General features: G+C 66.1%; 23 protein-coding genes. 14 read left to right on the top strand and 9 right to left on the bottom strand.

What is annotated here, in order from left to right:
• Window positions 1-28 precede the first annotated feature (28 nt).
• The 3 genes from AAYO93_RS05815 to AAYO93_RS05805 all read left to right on the top strand — a co-directional run bounded on the left by AAYO93_RS05815 (window position 29) and on the right by AAYO93_RS05805 (window position 1,794).
• On the top strand, window positions 29-676 hold the full coding sequence (locus tag AAYO93_RS05815) for an alpha/beta hydrolase family protein (RefSeq protein WP_345764058.1): 648 nt from the start codon (window positions 29-31) through the stop codon (window positions 674-676).
• Between the two features lie 128 nt (window positions 677-804).
• Window positions 805-1,149 carry a DUF1048 domain-containing protein gene (locus AAYO93_RS05810; RefSeq protein ID WP_345764057.1) on the top strand — a complete coding sequence of 115 codons (345 nt, stop codon included), beginning with the start codon at window positions 805-807 and terminating at the stop codon, window positions 1,147-1,149.
• Window positions 1,150-1,251: 102 nt separating this feature from the next.
• Window positions 1,252-1,794, top strand: a complete 543-nt coding sequence (locus AAYO93_RS05805; protein ID WP_345764056.1) for a DapH/DapD/GlmU-related protein — start codon at window positions 1,252-1,254, stop codon at window positions 1,792-1,794.
• Between the two features lie 4 nt (window positions 1,795-1,798).
• Here the strand turns inward: AAYO93_RS05805 and AAYO93_RS05800 are convergent, their stop codons facing one another.
• Window positions 1,799-2,263 (bottom strand): phage tail protein, encoded by a 465-nt coding sequence (locus AAYO93_RS05800; protein WP_345764055.1) that lies wholly within the window; start codon window positions 2,261-2,263, stop codon window positions 1,799-1,801.
• 163 nt (window positions 2,264-2,426) lie between these two features.
• Between AAYO93_RS05800 and AAYO93_RS05795 the strand changes: the two genes are divergently transcribed.
• The 4 genes from AAYO93_RS05795 (at window position 2,427) to AAYO93_RS05780 (ending at window position 5,569) form a co-directional block, all read left to right on the top strand.
• Window positions 2,427-2,864 (top strand): hypothetical protein, encoded by a 438-nt coding sequence (locus AAYO93_RS05795; protein ID WP_345764054.1) that lies wholly within the window; start codon window positions 2,427-2,429, stop codon window positions 2,862-2,864.
• A 9-nt stretch (window positions 2,865-2,873) separates the two neighbouring features.
• Window positions 2,874-3,977, top strand: coding sequence for a sensor histidine kinase (locus AAYO93_RS05790; protein WP_345764053.1), 1,104 nt, complete (start codon window positions 2,874-2,876; stop codon window positions 3,975-3,977).
• Entirely contained in the window at window positions 3,974-4,600 is a 627-nt protein-coding gene (locus tag AAYO93_RS05785) for a response regulator transcription factor (RefSeq protein ID WP_345764052.1), read from the top strand. The genes AAYO93_RS05790 and AAYO93_RS05785 overlap by 4 nt, the downstream gene beginning before the upstream one ends.
• A gap of 216 nt (window positions 4,601-4,816) precedes the next feature.
• A complete protein-coding gene (locus tag AAYO93_RS05780) occupies window positions 4,817-5,569 on the top strand; it encodes a patatin-like phospholipase family protein (RefSeq protein WP_345764051.1) in 753 nt (250 codons plus the stop codon).
• Window positions 5,570-6,610: 1,041 nt separating this feature from the next.
• Here AAYO93_RS05780 and AAYO93_RS05775 read toward each other — a convergent pair.
• The 5 genes from AAYO93_RS05775 to AAYO93_RS05755 form a co-directional block, all read right to left on the bottom strand.
• Window positions 6,611-6,820, bottom strand: a complete 210-nt coding sequence (locus tag AAYO93_RS05775) for a hypothetical protein (RefSeq protein ID WP_345764050.1) — start codon at window positions 6,818-6,820, stop codon at window positions 6,611-6,613.
• Between the two features lie 138 nt (window positions 6,821-6,958).
• The gene (locus AAYO93_RS05770) at window positions 6,959-7,225 is read right to left on the bottom strand and encodes a hypothetical protein (RefSeq protein WP_345764049.1); all 267 of its coding nucleotides are present in this window, start codon (window positions 7,223-7,225) and stop codon (window positions 6,959-6,961) included.
• Between the two features lie 31 nt (window positions 7,226-7,256).
• Window positions 7,257-8,330 carry a redox-regulated ATPase YchF gene (ychF, locus tag AAYO93_RS05765; protein ID WP_345764048.1) on the bottom strand — a complete coding sequence of 358 codons (1,074 nt, stop codon included), beginning with the start codon at window positions 8,328-8,330 and terminating at the stop codon, window positions 7,257-7,259.
• Between the two features lie 63 nt (window positions 8,331-8,393).
• Window positions 8,394-8,783 carry a VOC family protein gene (locus AAYO93_RS05760; protein ID WP_345764047.1) on the bottom strand — a complete coding sequence of 130 codons (390 nt, stop codon included), beginning with the start codon at window positions 8,781-8,783 and terminating at the stop codon, window positions 8,394-8,396.
• Between the two features lie 23 nt (window positions 8,784-8,806).
• Window positions 8,807-9,562: a class I SAM-dependent methyltransferase gene (locus AAYO93_RS05755; protein WP_345764046.1), complete on the bottom strand. Its 756-nt coding sequence runs from the start codon at window positions 9,560-9,562 to the stop codon at window positions 8,807-8,809.
• 124 nt (window positions 9,563-9,686) lie between these two features.
• Between AAYO93_RS05755 and AAYO93_RS05750 the strand changes: the two genes are divergently transcribed.
• Both AAYO93_RS05750 and rmuC read left to right on the top strand, forming a co-directional pair.
• Window positions 9,687-10,268 (top strand): exonuclease domain-containing protein, encoded by a 582-nt coding sequence (locus AAYO93_RS05750; protein WP_345764045.1) that lies wholly within the window; start codon window positions 9,687-9,689, stop codon window positions 10,266-10,268.
• A gap of 77 nt (window positions 10,269-10,345) precedes the next feature.
• A complete protein-coding gene (rmuC, locus tag AAYO93_RS05745) occupies window positions 10,346-11,692 on the top strand; it encodes a DNA recombination protein RmuC (protein WP_345764044.1) in 1,347 nt (448 codons plus the stop codon).
• A gap of 132 nt (window positions 11,693-11,824) precedes the next feature.
• Here rmuC and glpX read toward each other — a convergent pair whose 3' ends face one another.
• A complete protein-coding gene (glpX, locus tag AAYO93_RS05740; protein ID WP_345764824.1) occupies window positions 11,825-12,781 on the bottom strand; it encodes a class II fructose-bisphosphatase in 957 nt (318 codons plus the stop codon).
• 201 nt (window positions 12,782-12,982) lie between these two features.
• Here glpX and fbaA point away from each other — a divergent pair, with 201 nt between their 5' ends.
• A complete protein-coding gene (gene fbaA, locus AAYO93_RS05735) occupies window positions 12,983-14,008 on the top strand; it encodes a class II fructose-bisphosphate aldolase (RefSeq protein WP_345764043.1) in 1,026 nt (341 codons plus the stop codon).
• Between the two features lie 16 nt (window positions 14,009-14,024).
• Entirely contained in the window at window positions 14,025-14,600 is a 576-nt protein-coding gene (locus tag AAYO93_RS05730) for a DUF6264 family protein (protein ID WP_345764042.1), read from the top strand.
• 15 nt (window positions 14,601-14,615) lie between these two features.
• Here the strand turns inward: AAYO93_RS05730 and AAYO93_RS05725 are convergent, their stop codons facing one another.
• Both AAYO93_RS05725 and AAYO93_RS05720 read right to left on the bottom strand, forming a co-directional pair.
• Window positions 14,616-15,473 (bottom strand): SDR family oxidoreductase, encoded by an 858-nt coding sequence (locus AAYO93_RS05725; protein WP_345764041.1) that lies wholly within the window; start codon window positions 15,471-15,473, stop codon window positions 14,616-14,618.
• Between the two features lie 72 nt (window positions 15,474-15,545).
• Window positions 15,546-16,577 carry a 4-hydroxy-3-methylbut-2-enyl diphosphate reductase gene (locus AAYO93_RS05720; protein WP_345764823.1) on the bottom strand — a complete coding sequence of 344 codons (1,032 nt, stop codon included), beginning with the start codon at window positions 16,575-16,577 and terminating at the stop codon, window positions 15,546-15,548.
• A gap of 75 nt (window positions 16,578-16,652) precedes the next feature.
• On the opposite strand from AAYO93_RS05720, the gene xseA reads away from it, so the two are divergent.
• The 3 genes from xseA to AAYO93_RS05705 all read left to right on the top strand — a co-directional run bounded on the left by xseA (window position 16,653) and on the right by AAYO93_RS05705 (window position 18,865).
• Window positions 16,653-17,903, top strand: coding sequence for an exodeoxyribonuclease VII large subunit (xseA, locus tag AAYO93_RS05715; RefSeq protein WP_345764040.1), 1,251 nt, complete (start codon window positions 16,653-16,655; stop codon window positions 17,901-17,903).
• Window positions 17,904-17,969: 66 nt separating this feature from the next.
• Window positions 17,970-18,212 carry an exodeoxyribonuclease VII small subunit gene (locus AAYO93_RS05710; protein WP_345764039.1) on the top strand — a complete coding sequence of 81 codons (243 nt, stop codon included), beginning with the start codon at window positions 17,970-17,972 and terminating at the stop codon, window positions 18,210-18,212.
• 113 nt (window positions 18,213-18,325) lie between these two features.
• A complete protein-coding gene (locus AAYO93_RS05705; RefSeq protein WP_345764038.1) occupies window positions 18,326-18,865 on the top strand; it encodes a DUF4245 domain-containing protein in 540 nt (179 codons plus the stop codon).
• The last annotated feature ends 24 nt before the right edge of the window (window positions 18,866-18,889 follow it).

The raw sequence follows: 18,889 nt of genomic DNA, 5'->3' as shown, positions 1-18,889 counted from the left end.
CCCCACGTCGGAGGGTAGCGTCGGACGCATGGATGTGGATGTGCCGACCTCGCTCGGTCCCGGCCGGCTGGTAGTGGATGCTGCTGAGGCTCCGCGTGCGGTCCTGTGGCTCGGTCATGGCGCCGGCGGCGGAATCGGTGCGGTCGATCTGGTCGCGCTGGCTCATGCCCTGCCGACACTCGGCATCACTGTCGCTCGCTACGAACAGCCGTGGCGGGTCACCGGCCGGCGCGTTGCAGCGCGTCCCCCGACGCTCGATGTCGCCTGGCGCGAAACAGCGCACGCAGTGGAGGAGCTCGCGAACGGCCTCCCCATCGTGACGGGCGGTCGCAGCGCGGGCGCGCGTGTCGCCTGTCGAACCGCAGCGGATGTCGCGGCCGTGGCCGTGGTCTGTCTCGCGTTCCCACTGCATCCGCCCGGCAGCCCGGAGAAGTCGCGACTGAGCGAGTTGCTTGCTCCCGAGGTTCCGGTGCTCGTGCTGCAGGGCGAGCGCGACACATTCGGAAGCGCAGCCCTGCTCACATCCGAGGTCGGCACTCGATCGAACATCCGGATCGTCACGGTGCCGGGCGCGGACCACGGGATGAAGGTGGCCGCATCGGCTGCGCTCAACGCGCGCGGAGTCGCCGAGCTCGTGACCACATCCGTTACCGCGTTCATCGACGGACTCGTCTGAGGGACGCGCCGCGAGCCTTGCCGCCCCGTCACCGAAACAATCGCTATTCAGTATTGCTATCTACCGCTATTCGGCGTTACTATCTACTGGTAGTCAACGTCACAGAGTAGCCAAGGAGGCAAACGAAGATGTCCATTCTCACCAAGATGATCGGCGACAAGCGCCGCTGGCGCGAATACAAGGCCCGGGTGCGTCGGCTCCCCGACAACTACCGGACCGCGGTTGAGGCGATCGAGCACTACGTCATGTATTTCGGACCGACGGACGGCGACAGCGTCATGTCGATGTTCGAGGACCTTGCCGACCGGTTCGAAAAGGCTGCGGCAGACGGAACACCGATCGACGGCATCGTGGGCGAAGACCCGGTTGCATACGCGGATGCGTTCCTGCAGAACTACCAGTCAGGCGGATGGGTGACCCGCCAACGCGCCAAGCTGACGAAGAAGATCGCGCTCGCTGCTCACGCCGGCTAGCAGCGATCGAAGCGACGGCCGCCGACCTCCCGGAGTCGGGGGCCGTCGCTGCTCGGGGCGTGTCTGCAGGCCGGCCATGGGGCCCGGTGTGAGGATCGTGAAGTGTCCAGCGACCTTCTCATGCGCATCCACAGCCCCGAGTTCCAGGCCATGTCCGAGAGGGTCCTGCGTGTGACCGAACTCACGTCACGCCTCAACGTCCTGCCTTTCGACGATGAAGCGGGCAAGGCAGAACTGTTCGAGCAGATCCTTGGCCGGCCGCTGCCGGAGCGCGTCACGATCTACCCGCCGTTCTACACAGATCACGGACTCAACCTCGACCTCTCCGAGCGGGTCTTCATCAACCAGAACTGCACGTTCCTCGACTACGCCGGCATCCGCCTCGGCGAGCGCGTGATGGTCGGCCCCAAGGTCACCTTCATCACCGTCGGGCATCCGGTCGACACCGAAGAGCGTCGCGTGTGGCTGGCCGGCGGGCCGATCAACGTGGCGGAGAACGTGTGGATCGGCGCGGGTGCGACGATCCTGCCCGGCGTCAGCATCGGACGGGATGCGGTCATAGCGGCCGGCGCGATCGTCGCAGACGACGTGCCCGCCGCGAGTCTCGTGGCCGGCCCCAAAGCCGACGTGCGCCGGCAATGGTGAGGGGCTAGTACTCGCCCTTGATCACGAAGAAGGAGCCGCGGATGGTGCCGGCCAGCTTCGACTTCTGACGCGCGAACTTGAACCGTGGCGCCAGCTCCTCCGGAATCTCCATGCCATCGGAGAGTTTGAAACCCACGGCTCGCTTCCCCGCATCCTCGATCGTGTACATGACGTTGATCGACAGCCCGGACTCATAGAACACGTAAGCCATGCGGATGCCGTCGACCTCGAATTCGGTCGCCTCGAGCGCAGGCGACTCGATGACGAGGTCGCGTTCGTCCTTCAGGATGCGCGTGACCCAGGCAAGCGCATCCGGAACCTCGCCCACAGGACTCACGGTGAACGCGTGGTCGTACTTGTTCTTGAAATAGCGGGCCTCATTGGCGCGCAATCCGGCGAGCGCCGGGGCGACGGGCGACGACTCGAGCCCGACAGTGGAGACGTTCACGAAGTCGACGGTGTACGGCATCTGCCCTCCAGTTCAGGATCCTGCAACCAACCAACCAACCAACCAACCGTAGCGCGGCACGTGCAGTGACGCCGCTTCCACGAGACCGCGACTCCACCGAACGGTTCCGAACTCAGACCGACCGGTTGATGCCGGTCGGAACCGTGCTTGCGACGCTCGAGGTATGACAGAAACATTCGCTCCCTCCCCCACCCGTACCGACACCGCCGCGGCACGGCGTGCCGCCTTCCTCCCCTGCCTGATACTCCTCGCGGGATTCCTCGTCGTGAGCGTCGCGATGGAGGCGCTGCTCCTCACGCTGGGCACCACCGGAACAGCTGTCGATATCGCCATCTGGATCCGCTGCACGCTCGTGCTCGGAAGCGCGCTCATCCTGCTCCTCTTCGCGATCAGCGCTTTCCGCGGTTCGCGGCCCGCCTGGGTGCGCATCCGGATCATCAGCCCGATCGTCGTCGTGGCTGTCGTCGTCATCGTCTCGATCCCCGGCTTCCTGCCCGACTGGGTGCGCGTCGAACAGGCCATCTGCGGCGCGCTCGTGCTGCCGGTCGCGATCTTGGCCAACCGCCCGCTCATGCGTGCCGTCTTCCCGAAGGGCGTGTAAGGTCGGCTCGTGATCCATCCGCGCTGGCGGACCGTGCTCACGGTCGTGCCCTACCTGGTGCTGGCGATGCTTGTCGTGTTCTCGCTTCTGGTGGGGTGGGGCGATTGGGTTCGGCTCGTCCCGGAACTCGTCCTCTGCGCCGCGTACGGTTTGTGGGTGCTGGGGATGCGCGCCCTGCTGCGACGGCGCGAAAGTCCAGCCGTCGTCGCCGTCTTCATGACCGGCCTGATCGCGATCAACTTCATGCTGGTGCTGTTCGACAGCTGGTTCGCGTTTCTCACGATTGCGACGTTCACCTTCGCCTACTCGATCGTTCCGTGGCCGTGGGAACTGCTGGCCGTAGCCGCGACAGCCGTCATCGCCGGGATCGCACAGTCGTCCTCCCTCAGCGCCGCACCGGCCGCTACTTTCGGCAGGGTCGTGGTGGTGGCGCTCAACGTCATCGTCATGTGCGGACTCTCCTGGGGCTTGCGCCTTGCAGACCAGCAGCTCCAGCGGGCCGCCACAGAAGCCGAACGCTCACGACTCGCTCGAGAGATCCACGACACTCTGGCGCAGGGGTTCGCCGGCATCGTCACGCAGCTGCAGGCTGCGCAGGCGTCGCAGGATGCGATTTCACGCGACCGACACACCGAGTCGGCACTCAGTCTCGCCCGGGATGGGCTCGCAGAGGCGCGACGCTCCGTGCAGGCCCTGCGTCCCGCGGCTCTCGAGTCGAATCGGCTCCCAGAGGCGATCGTGGAGACGGCGCGCCGCTGGTCGGAGCGAACCGGTATTCCCGTCGACGTGAGCACGAGCGCCGCCGCCGGGTCGATGGCGACGGATGCCGAAGTGGCGCTGTTGCGCGCAGCGCAGGAAGCTCTCGCGAACGTCGAACGGCACGCACACGCGCACCGCGTGACGCTGACGTTCCGACATCATGCGCACCGGGCCCAGCTCGAGATACGCGACGACGGGCGCGGCTTCGACCCGGAATCGCAGCCGCGCGACAGCGCCGGTGGCGGGTTCGGCCTCATCGCCATGCGGGAGCGTATCGCGGCACTCGCAGGCGATCTTGTCGTCGAATCCAGCCCGGGGCGCGGCACGGCGATCCGGGTGGAGGTGCCCGGATGAGCCCCGTCCGCCTGCTCGTCGCTGACGACCATCCGGTTGTCCGGGACGGCATCGTCGGCATGGTCTCATCGGATCCGGACATCGAAGTGGTCGGCGAAGCGTCCGACGGCGCCGAAGCGGTCGGCCTCGCCCGCGCATTGATCCCGGATGTCGTGCTCATGGATCTGCGGATGCCCGGAACCGACGGGGTCGCTGCGATTCGCGAGCTCGTCCGCCTGGGAGTGCCGAGCCGGGTCGTCGTACTGACCACCTACGACTCGGATGCGGACGTCCTGCCTGCCATCGAGGCCGGCGCCACCGGTTACCTACTCAAGGACGTGCCGCGCGACGAACTCGTTCGTGCCGTCCACGCCGCGGCAAAGGGGGACATCTCACTTGCACCGTCCGTCGCCTCGCGGCTACTCGATCGAATCCGGACCCCCGAAGCAAGTCTGCTCAGTCCGCGGGAACTGCAGGTGCTGGCTCTCCTTGCAGACGGATCGACGAACCGTGAGGCCGGCGCGCAACTGCACGTGAGTGAAGCGACCGTGAAGACGCACCTTCTCAGCATCTACACCAAGCTCGGCGTGGGCGACAGGGCGGCGGCGGTCGCGGAGGGGTTCCGGCGCGGGCTGCTGGGATAGCGGCCGGCGGACTCGGGTTGCACCCTCACTTTTGTCTATTCGGGCCGTTCCTTTTCATCCCTTCAAGCGACAGCGACGAAAGGAAGTCTGCGCTGCTCGCGCGCGCTGTGCGGACGCGGGGCCCGGCCGATGGGGGCCATCGCAGTAGGCGTCACAGACACCTCCCATCCACGTCCTGATAGATTCTCGACAAATCTGGAGATGTGGAGGAACGCCGTGAGCGAAGATCGCACCCTCGGTCTCGCGCTCAGCGGCGGAGGCGCATTCGGCGCCGCCCACGTGGGCGTGCTGCAGGTGCTCGCCGAACGCGGTGTGCATCCGGGAATCGTGACGGGGACGAGTTCGGGCGCACTGGTCGGGGCAGCATATGCCGCAGGGTTCGACCCGGCCGTGATCGAGCGGGCCGCCCTGGCATTCCGGTGGAGTGCGATCGCGCGATGGTCGCTGGCCCCGCGCCTGGGGCTGCTCGACACCCACGCGGTGACCGACAGCGTGCGCCGCATCTTCGGCGCAGACCCGCTCGTGGAGCACCTTCCGCGCACCTTCGGCGCGGTCTCCACCGACCTTCGGACACGTCAGGCAGTGACGATCGACAGCGGACCGCTGAGCGTCGCGCTGCGGTCGACGATCGCCATCCCCGGGCTGCTGCCGCACGTGCGACGTGGCAGTGCACGGCTCGCGGACGGCGGCATGGTCGACAACGTTCCGGTCAACGCCGCCCGCGCCCTGGGTGCGTCCCGCGTGATCGTGGTCCGACTGCACGCCAAATGGGAGAACGTCCGCATGATGCGCACGGTCAACCGTACGGCGGACCTCCACGCCGACCCCTCGATCATCCTCATCCAGCCCGAGATGCAGGGCATGGCCCAGTGGTCGATGACCGACGTGCCGCGTCTCATCGCTGAGGGACGCCGCGTTGCGGAGGCGGCGCTGGATGCGAGATCGTCGAATCACCCGGTTGCCGCGTAGGCAGCTTCGTGCGTTTCGGACGGACTCACCGCGCAATTCCTCAGCACGATCTGGCGCACTGAGCCGCAGACGCAGGAAAGCCATCGATCCAGGTCGCCGCCTTCTCAGTCGCATGCGGTGACCGAGTCGTCACGAGCTACGCTCAATGGGCGCCGTTTCGGTCAGTTGTGGAATGCTCGACGCCGCGTTAGACGTTGAACCTGAACTCCACCACGTTACGTCGCAGATAGGCATTTGGTTCTGCATCGCGACGAGCTGTTTCGGGCGCGACGTAGAACTGAGGTCCGCCGTCGACGTTTCAGCGCCAGGGCGCGCCATTATCCGATTGATGCCCTGACCTTCCATATCGTTACGGTAGTCAGCGATCCCCGGGAAACAGGTTCACCGCGATCTGGCCGCGCTTCTGAGCCCCGCCCTGGGCAAGGACGGCTTCCGTCGGCTCCGTCCTGGATCGACAGCAGGGTGGTCCAAGCCCATTGGCGAACAATTCCTCCTCGTGTGGTTTCAGCTATCCCGATCCGGTGACCCGTTCGGCTGGTACGGGACCTCGCTGACTGTCGAGTTCGAGCTAAGCGACGAAGGGGTGCGTGGGACAGGTCGACTGAGGGAACGACTGCCGCGCTTGCTCTCGCACGAGGAGCGGGAGGAGATTCGACTTAACCAGAATGCGGTTATCGGTCGACTGCCTCCAGCTCCCACCGCTGCGCTCACGCAACTCCCGGTTTCTTTGCGATCCCAGTACCTTGCTCACGCCGATCAGCACGCTGAACCATATACGGAGCACGAGGACGTTTGGCTCCGATATGCCGACGCCCGAGACCTCGAGAGCTGGTTCCCGCTCCTACAGAGGGTGGTGCCTACTGCCGCTCGCGAAGCTGCGACCCGGTTCGGGCTCGCCCCCACCCGCGATGCGGTCGCTGATGACGGGGGCGCAAAGCAAAATCCCAGATCAGCTACACATTAAACCGGAACTCCACCACGTTACGACGAATCTAAACATGACGATCACCCGATCCGACACTGCCTTCGCTTGGCGCACGTTCACTTTGAACGATCGATCTCGGCGATCGCGCGCCACGCCTCATCAGTCAGCTGAAAAACACTTTTAGAAGGATCGGCCTGCCTGAGGTCGGCTCCTACTTGCTGAAGCTCCGGCAAAATATGCCAGCTGATCCTCTCCCGCTGATGCGTGAGGATCCATTCGCGTGCCTCGGGCTCAAGACTGTTCCACCACTCGGTGACCTCCGCCATGATCGGAGCATACCGTTGCATGGAAGACTGGGCATTTCGCACGGGGCGGCAACACGGGTCAGTGAGTGACCCTAACTACTAAAGCGGAATTCCACCACGTTACGGCGAATTCATACATTGTGCCGAACGGCCCGGGCATCAGTCGGCGAGGCCGCGCAACTCCCAGATCTGATGTGCGATCGATTCGTATTTCTCTGGCGGTCCCGCCATGGTTTCGTCGAATGTCCACACGAAAATGTCATGAATAATCGACCGCAGACTCTGCTCAGACTCGGCATTGCCGAGCTCTGCCACGATTTCCGTCGCCTCGAGCATGTACTCACCTACGTTGACTTCATTGTTGATCCCGACGGGATCTTCACGAAATAGAATCCGCTCGACTTCAGCCGTGAAATCGAATGCCATGCGTTGAAAGTAGCAGGAAACCCCAGATCAGCTACACATTAAACCTGAACTCCACCACGTCGCCATCCTGCATGACGTACTCCTTGCCCTCCATGCGGGCCTTGCCCTTGGCGCGCGCCTCATGCACTGACCCGGTCTCGACCAGGTCGTCGAACGAGATCACTTCGGCCTTGATGAAGCCTTTTTCGAAGTCGGTGTGGATGACGCCGGCAGCCTGGGGAGCCTTCCAACCCTTGTGGATGGTCCACGCGCGCGACTCTTTCGGGCCGGCGGTGAGGTAGGTCTGCAGCCCGAGGGTGTCGAAGCCGATGCGGGCGAGCTGGTCGAGGCCGCTCTCCTCCTGGCCGGTGGACGCCAGCAGCTCAGCTGCATCGTCAGCGTCGAGGTCGATCAGCTCGGACTCGAGCTTGGCATCGAGGAACACGGCCTGCGCCGGCGCGACCAGGTCGGCGAGGGCTGCACGCTTCGAAGAATCGGTCAGCACGGCCTCGTCGACGTTGAAGACGTAGATGAACGGCTTCGCTGTGAGGAGGCCCAGTTCGCGGATGGGCGTCAGGTCGAGAGAGGCGCTCGACAGCGGCTTGCCGTCGTCGAGGATCGCGCGAGCCGCCCGAGCGGTCTCGAGCACGATCGGCTCGAGCTTGCGACCCTTGACTTCTTTCTCGTAACGCGCCTCAGCCTTTTCGAGGGTCTGCAGGTCGGCGAGGATGAGCTCGGTGTTGATAGTCTCCATGTCACTCGCCGCGTCGACCTTGCCGTCGACGTGCACGACATCCGGGTCGTCAAAGCCGCGCACGACCTGCGCGATCGCGTCAGCCTCGCGGATGTTCGCCAGGAACTTGTTGCCCAGGCCTTCACCCTCGCTCGCGCCTTTGACGATGCCGGCGATGTCGACGAACGACACGGGAGCCGGCAGGATGCGCTCGCTGTTGAAGATCCCGGCCAGCGTGTTCAGGCGGGAATCAGGCAGGCTGACGACGCCCACGTTGGGCTCGATCGTGGCGAACGGATAGTTCGCTGCGAGGACCGTGTTCTTGGTGAGGGCGTTGAAAAGGGTGGACTTGCCCACATTGGGGAGTCCGACGATCGCGATAGTGAGAGCCACGGGGGTCCAGTCTACCGGCGGCGTCGGGCTGCGGCTCCCGCATCCGGCAGCCCTCCGCTGGCGTCAGCGACCGGTTCCGCCTCCCGCCTCGACGGGCGGAGACACTGCTTCGAACACCGGGTTCTCGATCAGCCCGATGAGATCGCCCTGAGGGTTGCGGAACGTCCCCAGTTTGATGCCCTCCCCAACGTCGGTGACCGGCTCCACGACCACGGAACCTGCCGCGACCAGCCGCGCGGCCTCGGCTTCGACGTCGCGGACGCCCCAATAGGTTCGCGGGCCGATCGTCGGGTCGGCGGCGGGGTCGAGACCGAGTTCGTAGCCGCCGGGATTGAAGCCCACGTAGAACGGCTCGTCGAAGTAGGGTGGCACGCCTAGTACCTGCGACCACCAGGTTCGGCTGGCGTCGAGGTCGGGGGCCGGATAGACGATGGTGCGGAGTCCGAGGAACATGATGATCCTTCCTTCCGAGCCGTTCAGTCGGTCTGAAGCGGCAGACGAGCGCGGTAGCACTCGGTTATGTAGGGCATTTCGATGAGCGCGCGACCGGCCAGCGCGGGGTGCTCCGCCGCCAGCCGTCGCACGGAGTCGAGAACCGCGATCTGGTCATCCGGCTCCTTGGTGATGAAGTAGCTGCGCGAACGGACGAGGTCGAGCAGCCCCTCGACCGTCAGCTCCTGCGACCAGTGCACCTCGAAGATTTCGAGTGCACCGAACGGCGGCCCCACCCGCGGTGGCGTATTGGCGGGGGCATAGACGACGTCTCCCCCGATGAGGCGACCGAGCTCGGCGACCCAGTCCACCGATTCGTCGCGAGAATTCCAGACGAGCCCCAGGGTGCCACCCGGCCTGAGCACGCGCGCCACCTCGGGAACGGCGAGCGCAGGATCGACCCAATGCCACGCCTGGCCCGACACGACGGCGTCGACACTCGCGTCGCCGAGCGGGATGTCCTCCCCCGTGCCTAGGTGGTTCGGGATGCCGTGGAGCGACCTCTCGAGCACTCCCAGCATCTGCGCGGACGGGTCGACGGCGACGATGTCGAGCCCCCGGTCGACGAGCAGGCGGGTCAGCTTGCCCGTTCCCGCACCCAGGTCGAGCACATGCTTCGCCTCGGCCGGGACCAGCCAGTCCACGGCCTCGCGAGGGTAGGTGGGTCGCGACGCCTCGTAGACCTCGGCAGCCTGGTCGAACGCCCGCGCGTGAACTGTCACGTCGTTTCTTTCGCGCATGGTTCGAGTCTAGGCACGGCCACCGACCTGGTTGCGGGTCGCGTGAGGGATCGGGTGCGCGACGGATGCGCGGCACGCGGCGATCCTTCACGGCGACGTCGGTCGTGCGTGCGAGCATGGCACCGTGCCACTGGATTTCACTGCAATCGACTTCGAAACCGCGAATTCCAGCACTGCGTCGGCCTGTTCGGTCGGGCTGATCAAGGTGCGAGCCGGCCGCGTGGTCGACCGCACCGGGTGGCTGATCCAACCTCCGCTCGGGCACGACGAGTTCCTCGAATGGAATACGCGCATCCACGGTCTTCGGGCGTCGGATGTTGTGGGTGCAGCCGGATGGGCGGACCAGCTTCCCGATCTGGTCGAGTTCGCCGACGGCGACCACCTCGTCGCACACAATGCCGGTTTCGACATGGGCGTCATCCGGGGCGCGTGCGCCGCGACGGGCCTGGCATGTCCCGATTTCTCCTACCTCTGCAGCCTGCAGGTGGCCCGCAAGACCTACAACCTCGACTCCTACCGGCTTCCGGTAGCGGCGATGGCAGCCGGCTTCGAAGACTTCCACCACCACGACGCTTTGGCCGACGCCGAGGCGTGCGCCGCGATCATCATCCACGCGGCCCGGCGGCACGATGCCTCGACGATCTCCGAACTCGCGGCCGCCACGGCGGCCCGGGTCGGACGCATCGGCACGGCCGTCGCCGCCTAGCGGTCCTTCAGAACCGGATTTCGCAGTTCACGGCGCTTGAGACAGGCGGTGTCGGAGGCCGCTGTCACACTGATGCCATGGACCCCATTCTCGCGTTGATCCTCGGACTCGTCGGCGGAGCAATCCTCGGCGGATTCGCCACCATGCTCGTGCTGCGCAATCGCGCCGAGGCAGCCCCGGCTGCGCCCGTCGACGACCCTGCGGTTCTCGTGGCGCACCACGAGGTGGAGCTGGCGCGGGTGCGAGCGTCCGAGGCCGAGGTCCAGGCGGAGATCCGGTCGGACCTGGCTGCGGCCGAGGCGCGGGTGGATGCGCTGCGCGAGCAGGTGGGCGGCCTCCAGGACCAGTATCGCGAACTCGTCGAGCGCCACCGCTCCGAGCAGTTGGCTCGCGAGGAGCGTGAGCGGTCGGAGAGCAAGGTACTGCAGGCTCTGGCTCCGGTGCGTGAGAGCCTCCAGGACATGCAGAAGAAGGTCACCGAGCTCGAAGCCCAGCGGAGCCACCAGCACGGCGAGCTGACCCAGCAGCTGAAATCGGCCACGGAGAGCGAAGAACGCCTGCGCAGTACGGCCGAAGCTCTGGCATCCGCTCTTCGTTCGAACAGCACGCGCGGAGTCTGGGGAGAGACACAGCTTCGCAGCGTCGTCGAGGCTGCGGGCCTGCTCGAGCGCGTCGATTTCTCAGTGCAGTCGAGCATCCACTCCGATTCGGGCGCGGGTCGCCCCGACATGATCGTTCACCTTCCCGGCGGCAAGAGCATCGCGCTCGACGCCAAGGTTCCGTTCAACGCATATCTCGAAGCGAGCCAGATCCCGGCGACCGCGACCGGCGTCGAGGGGGCGCAGCGCGAGGCGCTGCTCAAGCAGCACGTCAAGGCGGTGCGCGACCACATCACGACGCTCGGCAGCAAGACCTATTGGGCCGGGCTCGACGCGTCGCCAGAACTCGTGATCGCGTTCATCCCGAGCGAGTCGCTCGTCTCATCCGCGATGGAGGCCGACCCGACGATCATGGAGTTCGCTTTCAGCAAGCGTGTTGCGCTGGCGTCTCCGGTCACCCTCTGGTCGGTTCTCAAGACGGTCGCGTTCAGCTGGCAGCAGGATGTGCTGACTCAGGACGCGAAGGTGCTCTTCGACCTCAGCCGCGAGCTGTATTCGCGACTGTCGACGACCGCCTCGCACATCGAGAAGCTCGGACGGTCGATCGAGCGCACGGTGAAGGACTACAACGGCTTCGTGGGATCGCTCGAGCGCCAGGTGCTCCCGACGGCGCGCAAGCTCAACGCTCTCGACGAGTCGAAGGTGATCGGCGTGCTCAACGGGATCGAGGAGGCGCCGCGCGAGCTGACCGCCTTCGAGCTCGTCAGCGAGCTGGCGCCGCTGGAACTCGCCGGCCGCGACGAGCACGAGCGCAAGAGCGCGTAGCTCCCGCGCTGGATCACTCTCACCGCACTACTTCGGTCTCGGCGCACTAGGTCTACTTAGTGCGCTGAGACGCACGTAGTGCGGCGACAGCTCCGCTCCGGAGGGAGCTAGAGCTGCGACCGCAGGCCGCCGCTACAGCCACTTCTCCGCGAGGTGGTCGGCCACGATGCGGCGGATGGTGCCCGACCGGCTCCGCAGCACGATCGACTCGGTGCGGATGATCGGACCCTTGCGACGCACGCCCTCGACGAGCCCGCCGTCGGTCACACCGGTCGCAACGAAGAACGTGTTGTCACCCTTGACCATCTCGTCGGCTTCCATGATCACGCCGTAATCGAGTCCGGCCGCGCGTGCCTTCTCTCGTTCCGCGTCATCCCGGGGCGCGAGCTGCCCCTGCATGAACCCGCCGATCGCCTTGATCGCGCATGCCGTGGTGATCCCTTCGGGGCTGCCGCCGATCCCCACGCACATATCGATCCGCGACTCGTACCGCGCCGCGTTGATCCCGCCTGCCACATCGCCGTCGAGCATCAGCCGCGTGCCCGCACCCGCCGAGCGGATCTCGTCGATCAGGCCCTCATGGCGCGGCCGGTCAAGAACCGCGACCCGGATCTCGCCGACATCCTTGTTCTTCTTCTTCGCCAGCTCCCGGATGTTGTCCCCGATCGACTGGGACAGGTCGACGACCCCGCGTCCCTCGGCCCCGGTCACGATCTTGTTCATGTAGAAGACGCTCGACGCGTCGAGCATCGTCCCGCGATCGGACACGGCGATCACCGAGAGCGCATTCTGGCGCCCCGCAGCCGTCAGCGACGTGCCGTCGATCGGGTCCACGGCGATGTCGCAGGCGGGCCCACGCCCGTTTCCGACGTGCTCGCCGTTGAACAGCATCGGAGCGTTGTCCTTCTCGCCCTCGCCGATGACGATGACGCCGTCGAAGTTGACGGTCCCCAGGAAGGCGCGCATCGCATCCACCGCCGCGCCGTCGGCCGCATTCTTGTCGCCTCGCCCGATGAACGGCGTTGCACGGATCGCCGCCGCCTCCGTCGCCCTCACCAGCTCGAGCGCGAGATTTCGATCGGGGTGCATGTAGAGCGTGGCGGTGTCGGTGCTGTTCACGGTGGGTCCTCCCGGACGGATTGTTCGACTGCGATGGCGACCGCCCGACCGGTGCCTTCGCACGTTCCGGGCGACGCTGTCAGTTTATCGAGCGACCGAACAGCATTCGGCGTAAATCCTCCTCGGTATGATGTGAACAATCCGCCAAAACACCATCGTCGAGGAGACGCAATGCCCATCGCTACACCGGATCAGTACGCCGAGATGCTCGACAAGGCGAAGGCCGGCGGATTCGCCTACCCCGCTTTCAACGTCTCGTCGTCGCAGACGATCAACGCGGTGCTGCAGGGTCTCACCGAGGCGGGCAGCGACGGCATCATCCAGGTGACGACCGGTGGCGCCGACTACTTCGCCGGCCAGACCGTCAAGAACCGTGCCGCGGGAGCGATCGCGTTCGCGAAGTTCGCAACCGAGGTCGCCAAGAACTACCCGGTCACGGTCGCGCTGCACACCGACCACTGCCCGAAGGACGCCCTCGACGGCTTCGTCCTGCCCCTCATCGCCGCGAGCGAAGAAGAGGTCAAGGCGGGCCGCAACCCGATCTTCCAGTCCCACATGTGGGACGGCTCGGCCGTTCCGCTCGCCGAGAACCTCGACATCGCGAAAGACATGATCAAGCGCACGAAGGCGATCAACGCGATCCTCGAGGTCGAGATCGGCGTCGTCGGCGGCGAAGAGGACGGCGTCAGCCACGACATCAACGAGCACCTGTACACGACGCTCGACGACGCGATCGCGACCGTCGAGGCTCTCGGTCTCGGCGAGAACGGGCGCTACATGGCAGCCCTCACCTTCGGCAACGTCCACGGCGTCTACAAGCCCGGCAACGTGAAGCTGCGCCCCGAGCTGCTGAAGACCATCCAGGACGGCCTCGAGGCGAAGTACGGCACCGGCCCGAAGCCGCTCGACCTCGTCTTCCACGGCGGCTCAGGCTCGACCGATGCCGAGATCGCCGAAGCTGTCGCCAACGGCGTCGTGAAGATGAACATCGACACCGACACGCAGTATGCGTTCACGCGGTCGATCGCCGGTTACATGTTCTCGAACTACGACGGCGTGCTGAAGATCGACGGCGAAGTCGGAAACAAGAAGGCGTACGACCCGCGCGCCTGGGGCAAGGTCGCTGAGACCGCCATGGCGGCCCGTGTCGTCGAAGCGACCCAGCAGCTCGGCTCGGCGGGCCACTCCGGCAAGTAGGAGAGGCGGCCGCAGGATGGCCGACGACAACAAGGACCACGACGAGCGACCCCGGCCGAAGTTCGGCGAGCTCGCTCCCGAGGGTTGGGTGTGGCATCCGCCGAAGGATGCGGACCGTCTCGACACGGCGCACCCGGCCCCCGAGGCTCATGCCGCGCATCCGTCCGCGCCGACCCGGTCGCACGAAGAGGAGCTGCTCGCGCAGGCGGCGGGAGAGCATCCGGTGCCCACATGGAACCAGCCGGTGACGATCCTGCTGCTCATCGTGGGGATCATCGGCATGTTCCTGTCGATCGGCACGATCGCCAGCACACCCGCCTCGATTCAGCACCTGTATGCGAACGAGGGACTGGGAGCCTACAAGCCGGCCGCATCCGTCTCGATGATCATGCTCGCGGGCGAGATCTCGATGGTGGGAATCTGGCTTCTGTCCGCGGTGCTCTCGGTCTTCCGCCTGACCCGGCACAGACTCGCCTTCTACATCCCGATCCTCGGCGGCGTCCTCGCATTCATCGGCCTGTTCGTGTGCCTCACGGCGATCATCGCGAGCGACCCTACCCTCCTCGACTTCTACAGCCGCCTCTCCGGGTGACGCCCGTCGAGAAAGCTAGGCCGCGGCGGCGCGCAGGCCGTCGACGAGGGAGGTCGTCGGGCGGCCGATGAGGCCACTCAGGTCTCCGGTGACGTCGGCGAGTGCCCCGTTGCGGATGCCCTGGTCGAGCGCGACGACGAAGCCCGCCGTGCCCTCATCCAGTCCGGCCGAGACGAGGATGCGCAGGTACTCTTCGTCCTCGAGGGGCGTGTAGGCCACGTCGGATCCGATGATCGCGCTGATCGCCTCTGCGAGTTCGTCGAACGACCACGCGCTGTCTCCGCCGAGTTCGTAGATCTTGCCCTCGTGGCCGGGTGTCGACAGCACGACGGCCGCGGCATCCGCGTAGTCGTTGCGGGTCGCGCTGGCGATACGTCCGTCACCGACGGCCGCGACGACGGTTCCGGTCTGCCGCGCCTGCTCCAGCGGGCCGACATAGTTCTCGGTGTACCAGTTGTTGCGCAGGATGGTGAACGGGATTCCGGATGCGCGGATCAGCTCCTCAGTCGCCTTGTGCTCGGGCGCGAGCGCGAGCTCCGTCGTGTCAGCGTGGGGTGCGCTGGTGTAGACGATGCGTCCGACGCCGGCCGCGATGGCCGCATCGACGGCATTCGTGTGCTGCGGCATCCGTTTGCCCACCTCACTCCCGGAGACCAGCAGGAGCACATCCGCACCGGTGAACGCGGGCGCGAGCGTCGAGGGATCTTCGAAGTCGATGACGACGGTCGAGATCCCGAGTCCCGCGAGCGTCTCGAGTTTCTCGGCGTTCCGGCCTGCGGCACGGATCTCTGCTGCATCCACTCCGCGGGCGAGCAGATTGTCGATGACGAGACGGCCGAGTTTTCCGGTTGCTCCGGTGACGACGATGGTCATAAGAGTGATTCCTTTCGGTTGCTTGTCGTAGTCAACCGAGAGAGTGACGGGATGCTTCCGTCACGGAGCGAATCAGTGGCTGCGGCCGCCCAGGGCGCGCGCGTCGGCCTTGCCCGACAGGTCTTTGCGAAGCTCCTTCGGCAGCGAGAACATCAGGTCTTCTTCGGCCGTCTTGACCTCCTGGACGTCGCTGTAGCCTGCGCCCGCCAGGTCGTCGAGGACTTCCCGCACGAGGACTTCGGGGACGGATGCCCCGCTCGTAACGCCCACCGAGGCGACACCATCGAGCCATTCCTGCTTGATCTCGCTGGCATAGTCGACTCGGTATGCCGCCTTCGCGCCGTATTCGAGCGCAACCTCGACCAGGCGCACCGAGTTCGACGAGTTCGCGGAACCGACGACGATGACCAGGTCGGCGTCTTCGGCGACCTTCTTGATCGCGACCTGCCGGTTCTGGGTGGCGTAGCAGATGTCGTCGCTCGGCGGGTCCTGCAGGTTGGGGAACCGCTCGCGGAGCCGGCGTACGGTCTCCATCGTCTCGTCGACCGAGAGCGTGGTCTGCGACAGCCAGACGACTTTGTCCGGGTCTTTGACCTGGATGTTGGGCACATCGTCGGGGCTGTTCACGAGCGTGACGTGGTCGGGCGCCTCCCCCGCCGTGCCTTCGACCTCTTCGTGGCCTTCGTGGCCGATCAGGAGGATTTCGAAGTCGTCGCGGGCGAAGCGCACAGCCTCGCGGTGCACCTTGGTCACCAGCGGGCAGGTGGCGTCGATGGCCTGGAGTCCACGATCGGATGCTGCGCGCACCACCGCGGGCGACACACCGTGAGCGCTGAAAACGACATGCGCGCCCTCCGGGACTTCGTCGACCTCGTCGACGAAGATGGCACCCTGCTGTTCGAGGGTCGAGACGACGTGAACGTTGTGGACGATCTGCTTGCGCACATAGACCGGTGCGCCGTAGTGCTCGAGGGCCTTCTCGACCGCGATCACCGCTCTGTCCACACCCGCGCAGTATCCACGGGGTGCCGCCAGGAGCACCCGCTTGTGTCCGACGACCGGGGTATCCTTGAGCCTGCCGCGCACGCCGGGAATCCTCGGCATGGGCAGGCTGATCGTTACGTCGCTCACCCGTCAAGTCTAGGTGAGTGCGCTGGAGACCTGATGGGAAGGATGGACGTGACCGACGCCCCTCCCGCAGCCCAGAGCGCTCCGGCGCCGTCGGGGCTTCCGACAGCCGACGAACCGTGGCCGGTCGCGACCCTCTCGGCCAAGATCCGCGGGTACATCGAGCGTCTGGGAACGGCCTGGGTGGAGGGCGAGATCACCCAGTGGGGAATCTCGGGCGGAAACGTCTACGGAAAGCTCAAAGACCTCAGCGAGGACGCAACCGTGGGCTTCACGATCTGGTCGTCGGTACGCACGCGCATCCCTGCCGACCTGAAGCAGGGCGATCGTGTGGTCGCGCTCATCAAGCCGAACTTCTGGGTCAAGGGCGGCACCCTGACCATGCAGGTCTTCGACATGAAGCATGTCGGCCTCGGCGACCTGCTGGAGAGGCTCGAACGCCTCCGCCGACAGCTTGCGAGCGAAGGACTCTTCGATGTCGGTCGCAAGAAGAAGCTCCCGTTCCTGCCCCACTGCATCGGCCTGATCACCGGGCGTGACTCCGACGCCGAGAAGGACGTGCTGCGAAACGCTCAGCTGCGCTGGCCCGCGGTGCGGTTCCGCACCATCCATACCGCCGTCCAGGGCGAACGGGTGGTGCCCGACGTCACCGCCGCGATCAAGGCGCTCGACGCCGACCCCGAGGTGGATGTGATCATCGTCGCCCGGGGTGGTGGAGACTTCCAGAACCTCCTCGGCTTCAGCGACGAGCGGGTTGTGCGGGCGGCAGCGGAGTGCTCGACGCCGCTGGTGAGCGCGATCGGCCACGAAGCCGACCGGCCCCTGCTCGACGATGTCGCCGATCTGCGTGCATCCACGCCGACGGATGCTGCGAAACGCGTCGTCCCCGACGTCGCCGAAGAGATGGTGCGTGTGCATCAGGCGCGGGCGCGACTCAGCATGCGGCTGACCCACCTCGTGACCGCCGAGATCGACCGGATCGGCCATCTTCGTTCGCGGCCGTCGATGATGTCGCCGTCGTGGATCGTCGACACGCGCGCCGAAGAACTCACGCGCTACGTCGCCCGGGGCGCCGAGCTCGCACTCCGCCTCGTCGACCGGGAGATGACACGCACCGGCGAGCTGCGCTCGCAGCTTCGCGCGCTCTCGCCCCAGGGAACCCTCGACCGCGGCTATGCGATCGTGCAGCTGGCAGACGGATCGGTCGCTCGCGCACCCGAAGAGGCGCCCGCCGGAACGGAACTCGCGATCACCCTGGCGGAGGGTCGCATCGGCGCCGTCTCCGCCGGGCGCGACCAGTAGCTGTCCCTCCGCGGGCCTGTGCAAACTCGCAGCAGACCGATCGTGGCTCGAACTAGACTGGATGACATGGCGCAATCCCCCACCGAAGTCGCATCCCTCAGTTACGAAGAGGCCCGCGACGAACTGGTCCGGGTCGTCTCCGAACTCGAGCAGGGCTCGACATCGCTCGAAGACTCGATCGCGTTGTGGGAGCGTGGCGAGGCCCTCGCCCGCCGCTGCGAAGAATGGCTGATCGGCGCCAAGGCCCGGCTGGACGCCGCGCGCGCCGGTGCCGCCACGAGCACGACGGGAGTCGTTGACGACGAATGAGTCCGTCGAAACGGCCCCCCGCAGTCGTGGCAGAGCTCGGGCGACCGGAAACTCCCGAGGAAACAGCTGAGCGCAAAGCCCAGAATTCCAGCAACCACCGCAATCGGCAGACGGTGAACAACCTCGTCCTGTCGCTGATCGCGACCGTCGCCGTCGTGGCTGCGATCGTGCTTTTCGTTCCCCGCGGCCAGACGCCTGCCTCGCCGGCCGTCGACTACACGACGATCGCCGCCCAGGCGCAGGGCGCGGAGCCCGACGCCCTCCTGACTCCCAAACTCCCGGGCGGCTGGACGTCGAACAACGCAGAACTGCGCACGAAGACTCCCGACGGAGTCGACGCCTGGTACATCGGCCTGATCACGCCTTCGAAGGAGTACATCGGCATCATGCAGGGTTTCAACGCCAACGACAGCTGGCTCGCGACGCAGGTCGACCGCACGCTCGTCTCCTCGACGAAGACGATCTGCGGCCAGCAGTGGGATGTCTACAACAACCGCAATTCCGGCCAGGACAACGGCAACGTCGACTACGCCCTCGCGACCAAGGCGGGCGCCAGCACGGTCGTCGTGTTCGGAACCGCCCAGGATTCGGAGTTCGCGACCGTGACCGACGCGTTGTGCGACCAGCTCGGCGCGCTGGGAGCGGCCAAGTGACGCCGCCGAGACCGTCGCGCGTGT

Source organism: Diaminobutyricibacter sp. McL0608 (genome assembly GCF_039613825.1).
In the GTDB taxonomy this organism is placed as follows: domain Bacteria; phylum Actinomycetota; class Actinomycetes; order Actinomycetales; family Microbacteriaceae; genus Diaminobutyricibacter.
Note: the sequence above shows the minus strand (reverse complement) of the source record. Positions and strands in the feature narration are given on the sequence as shown.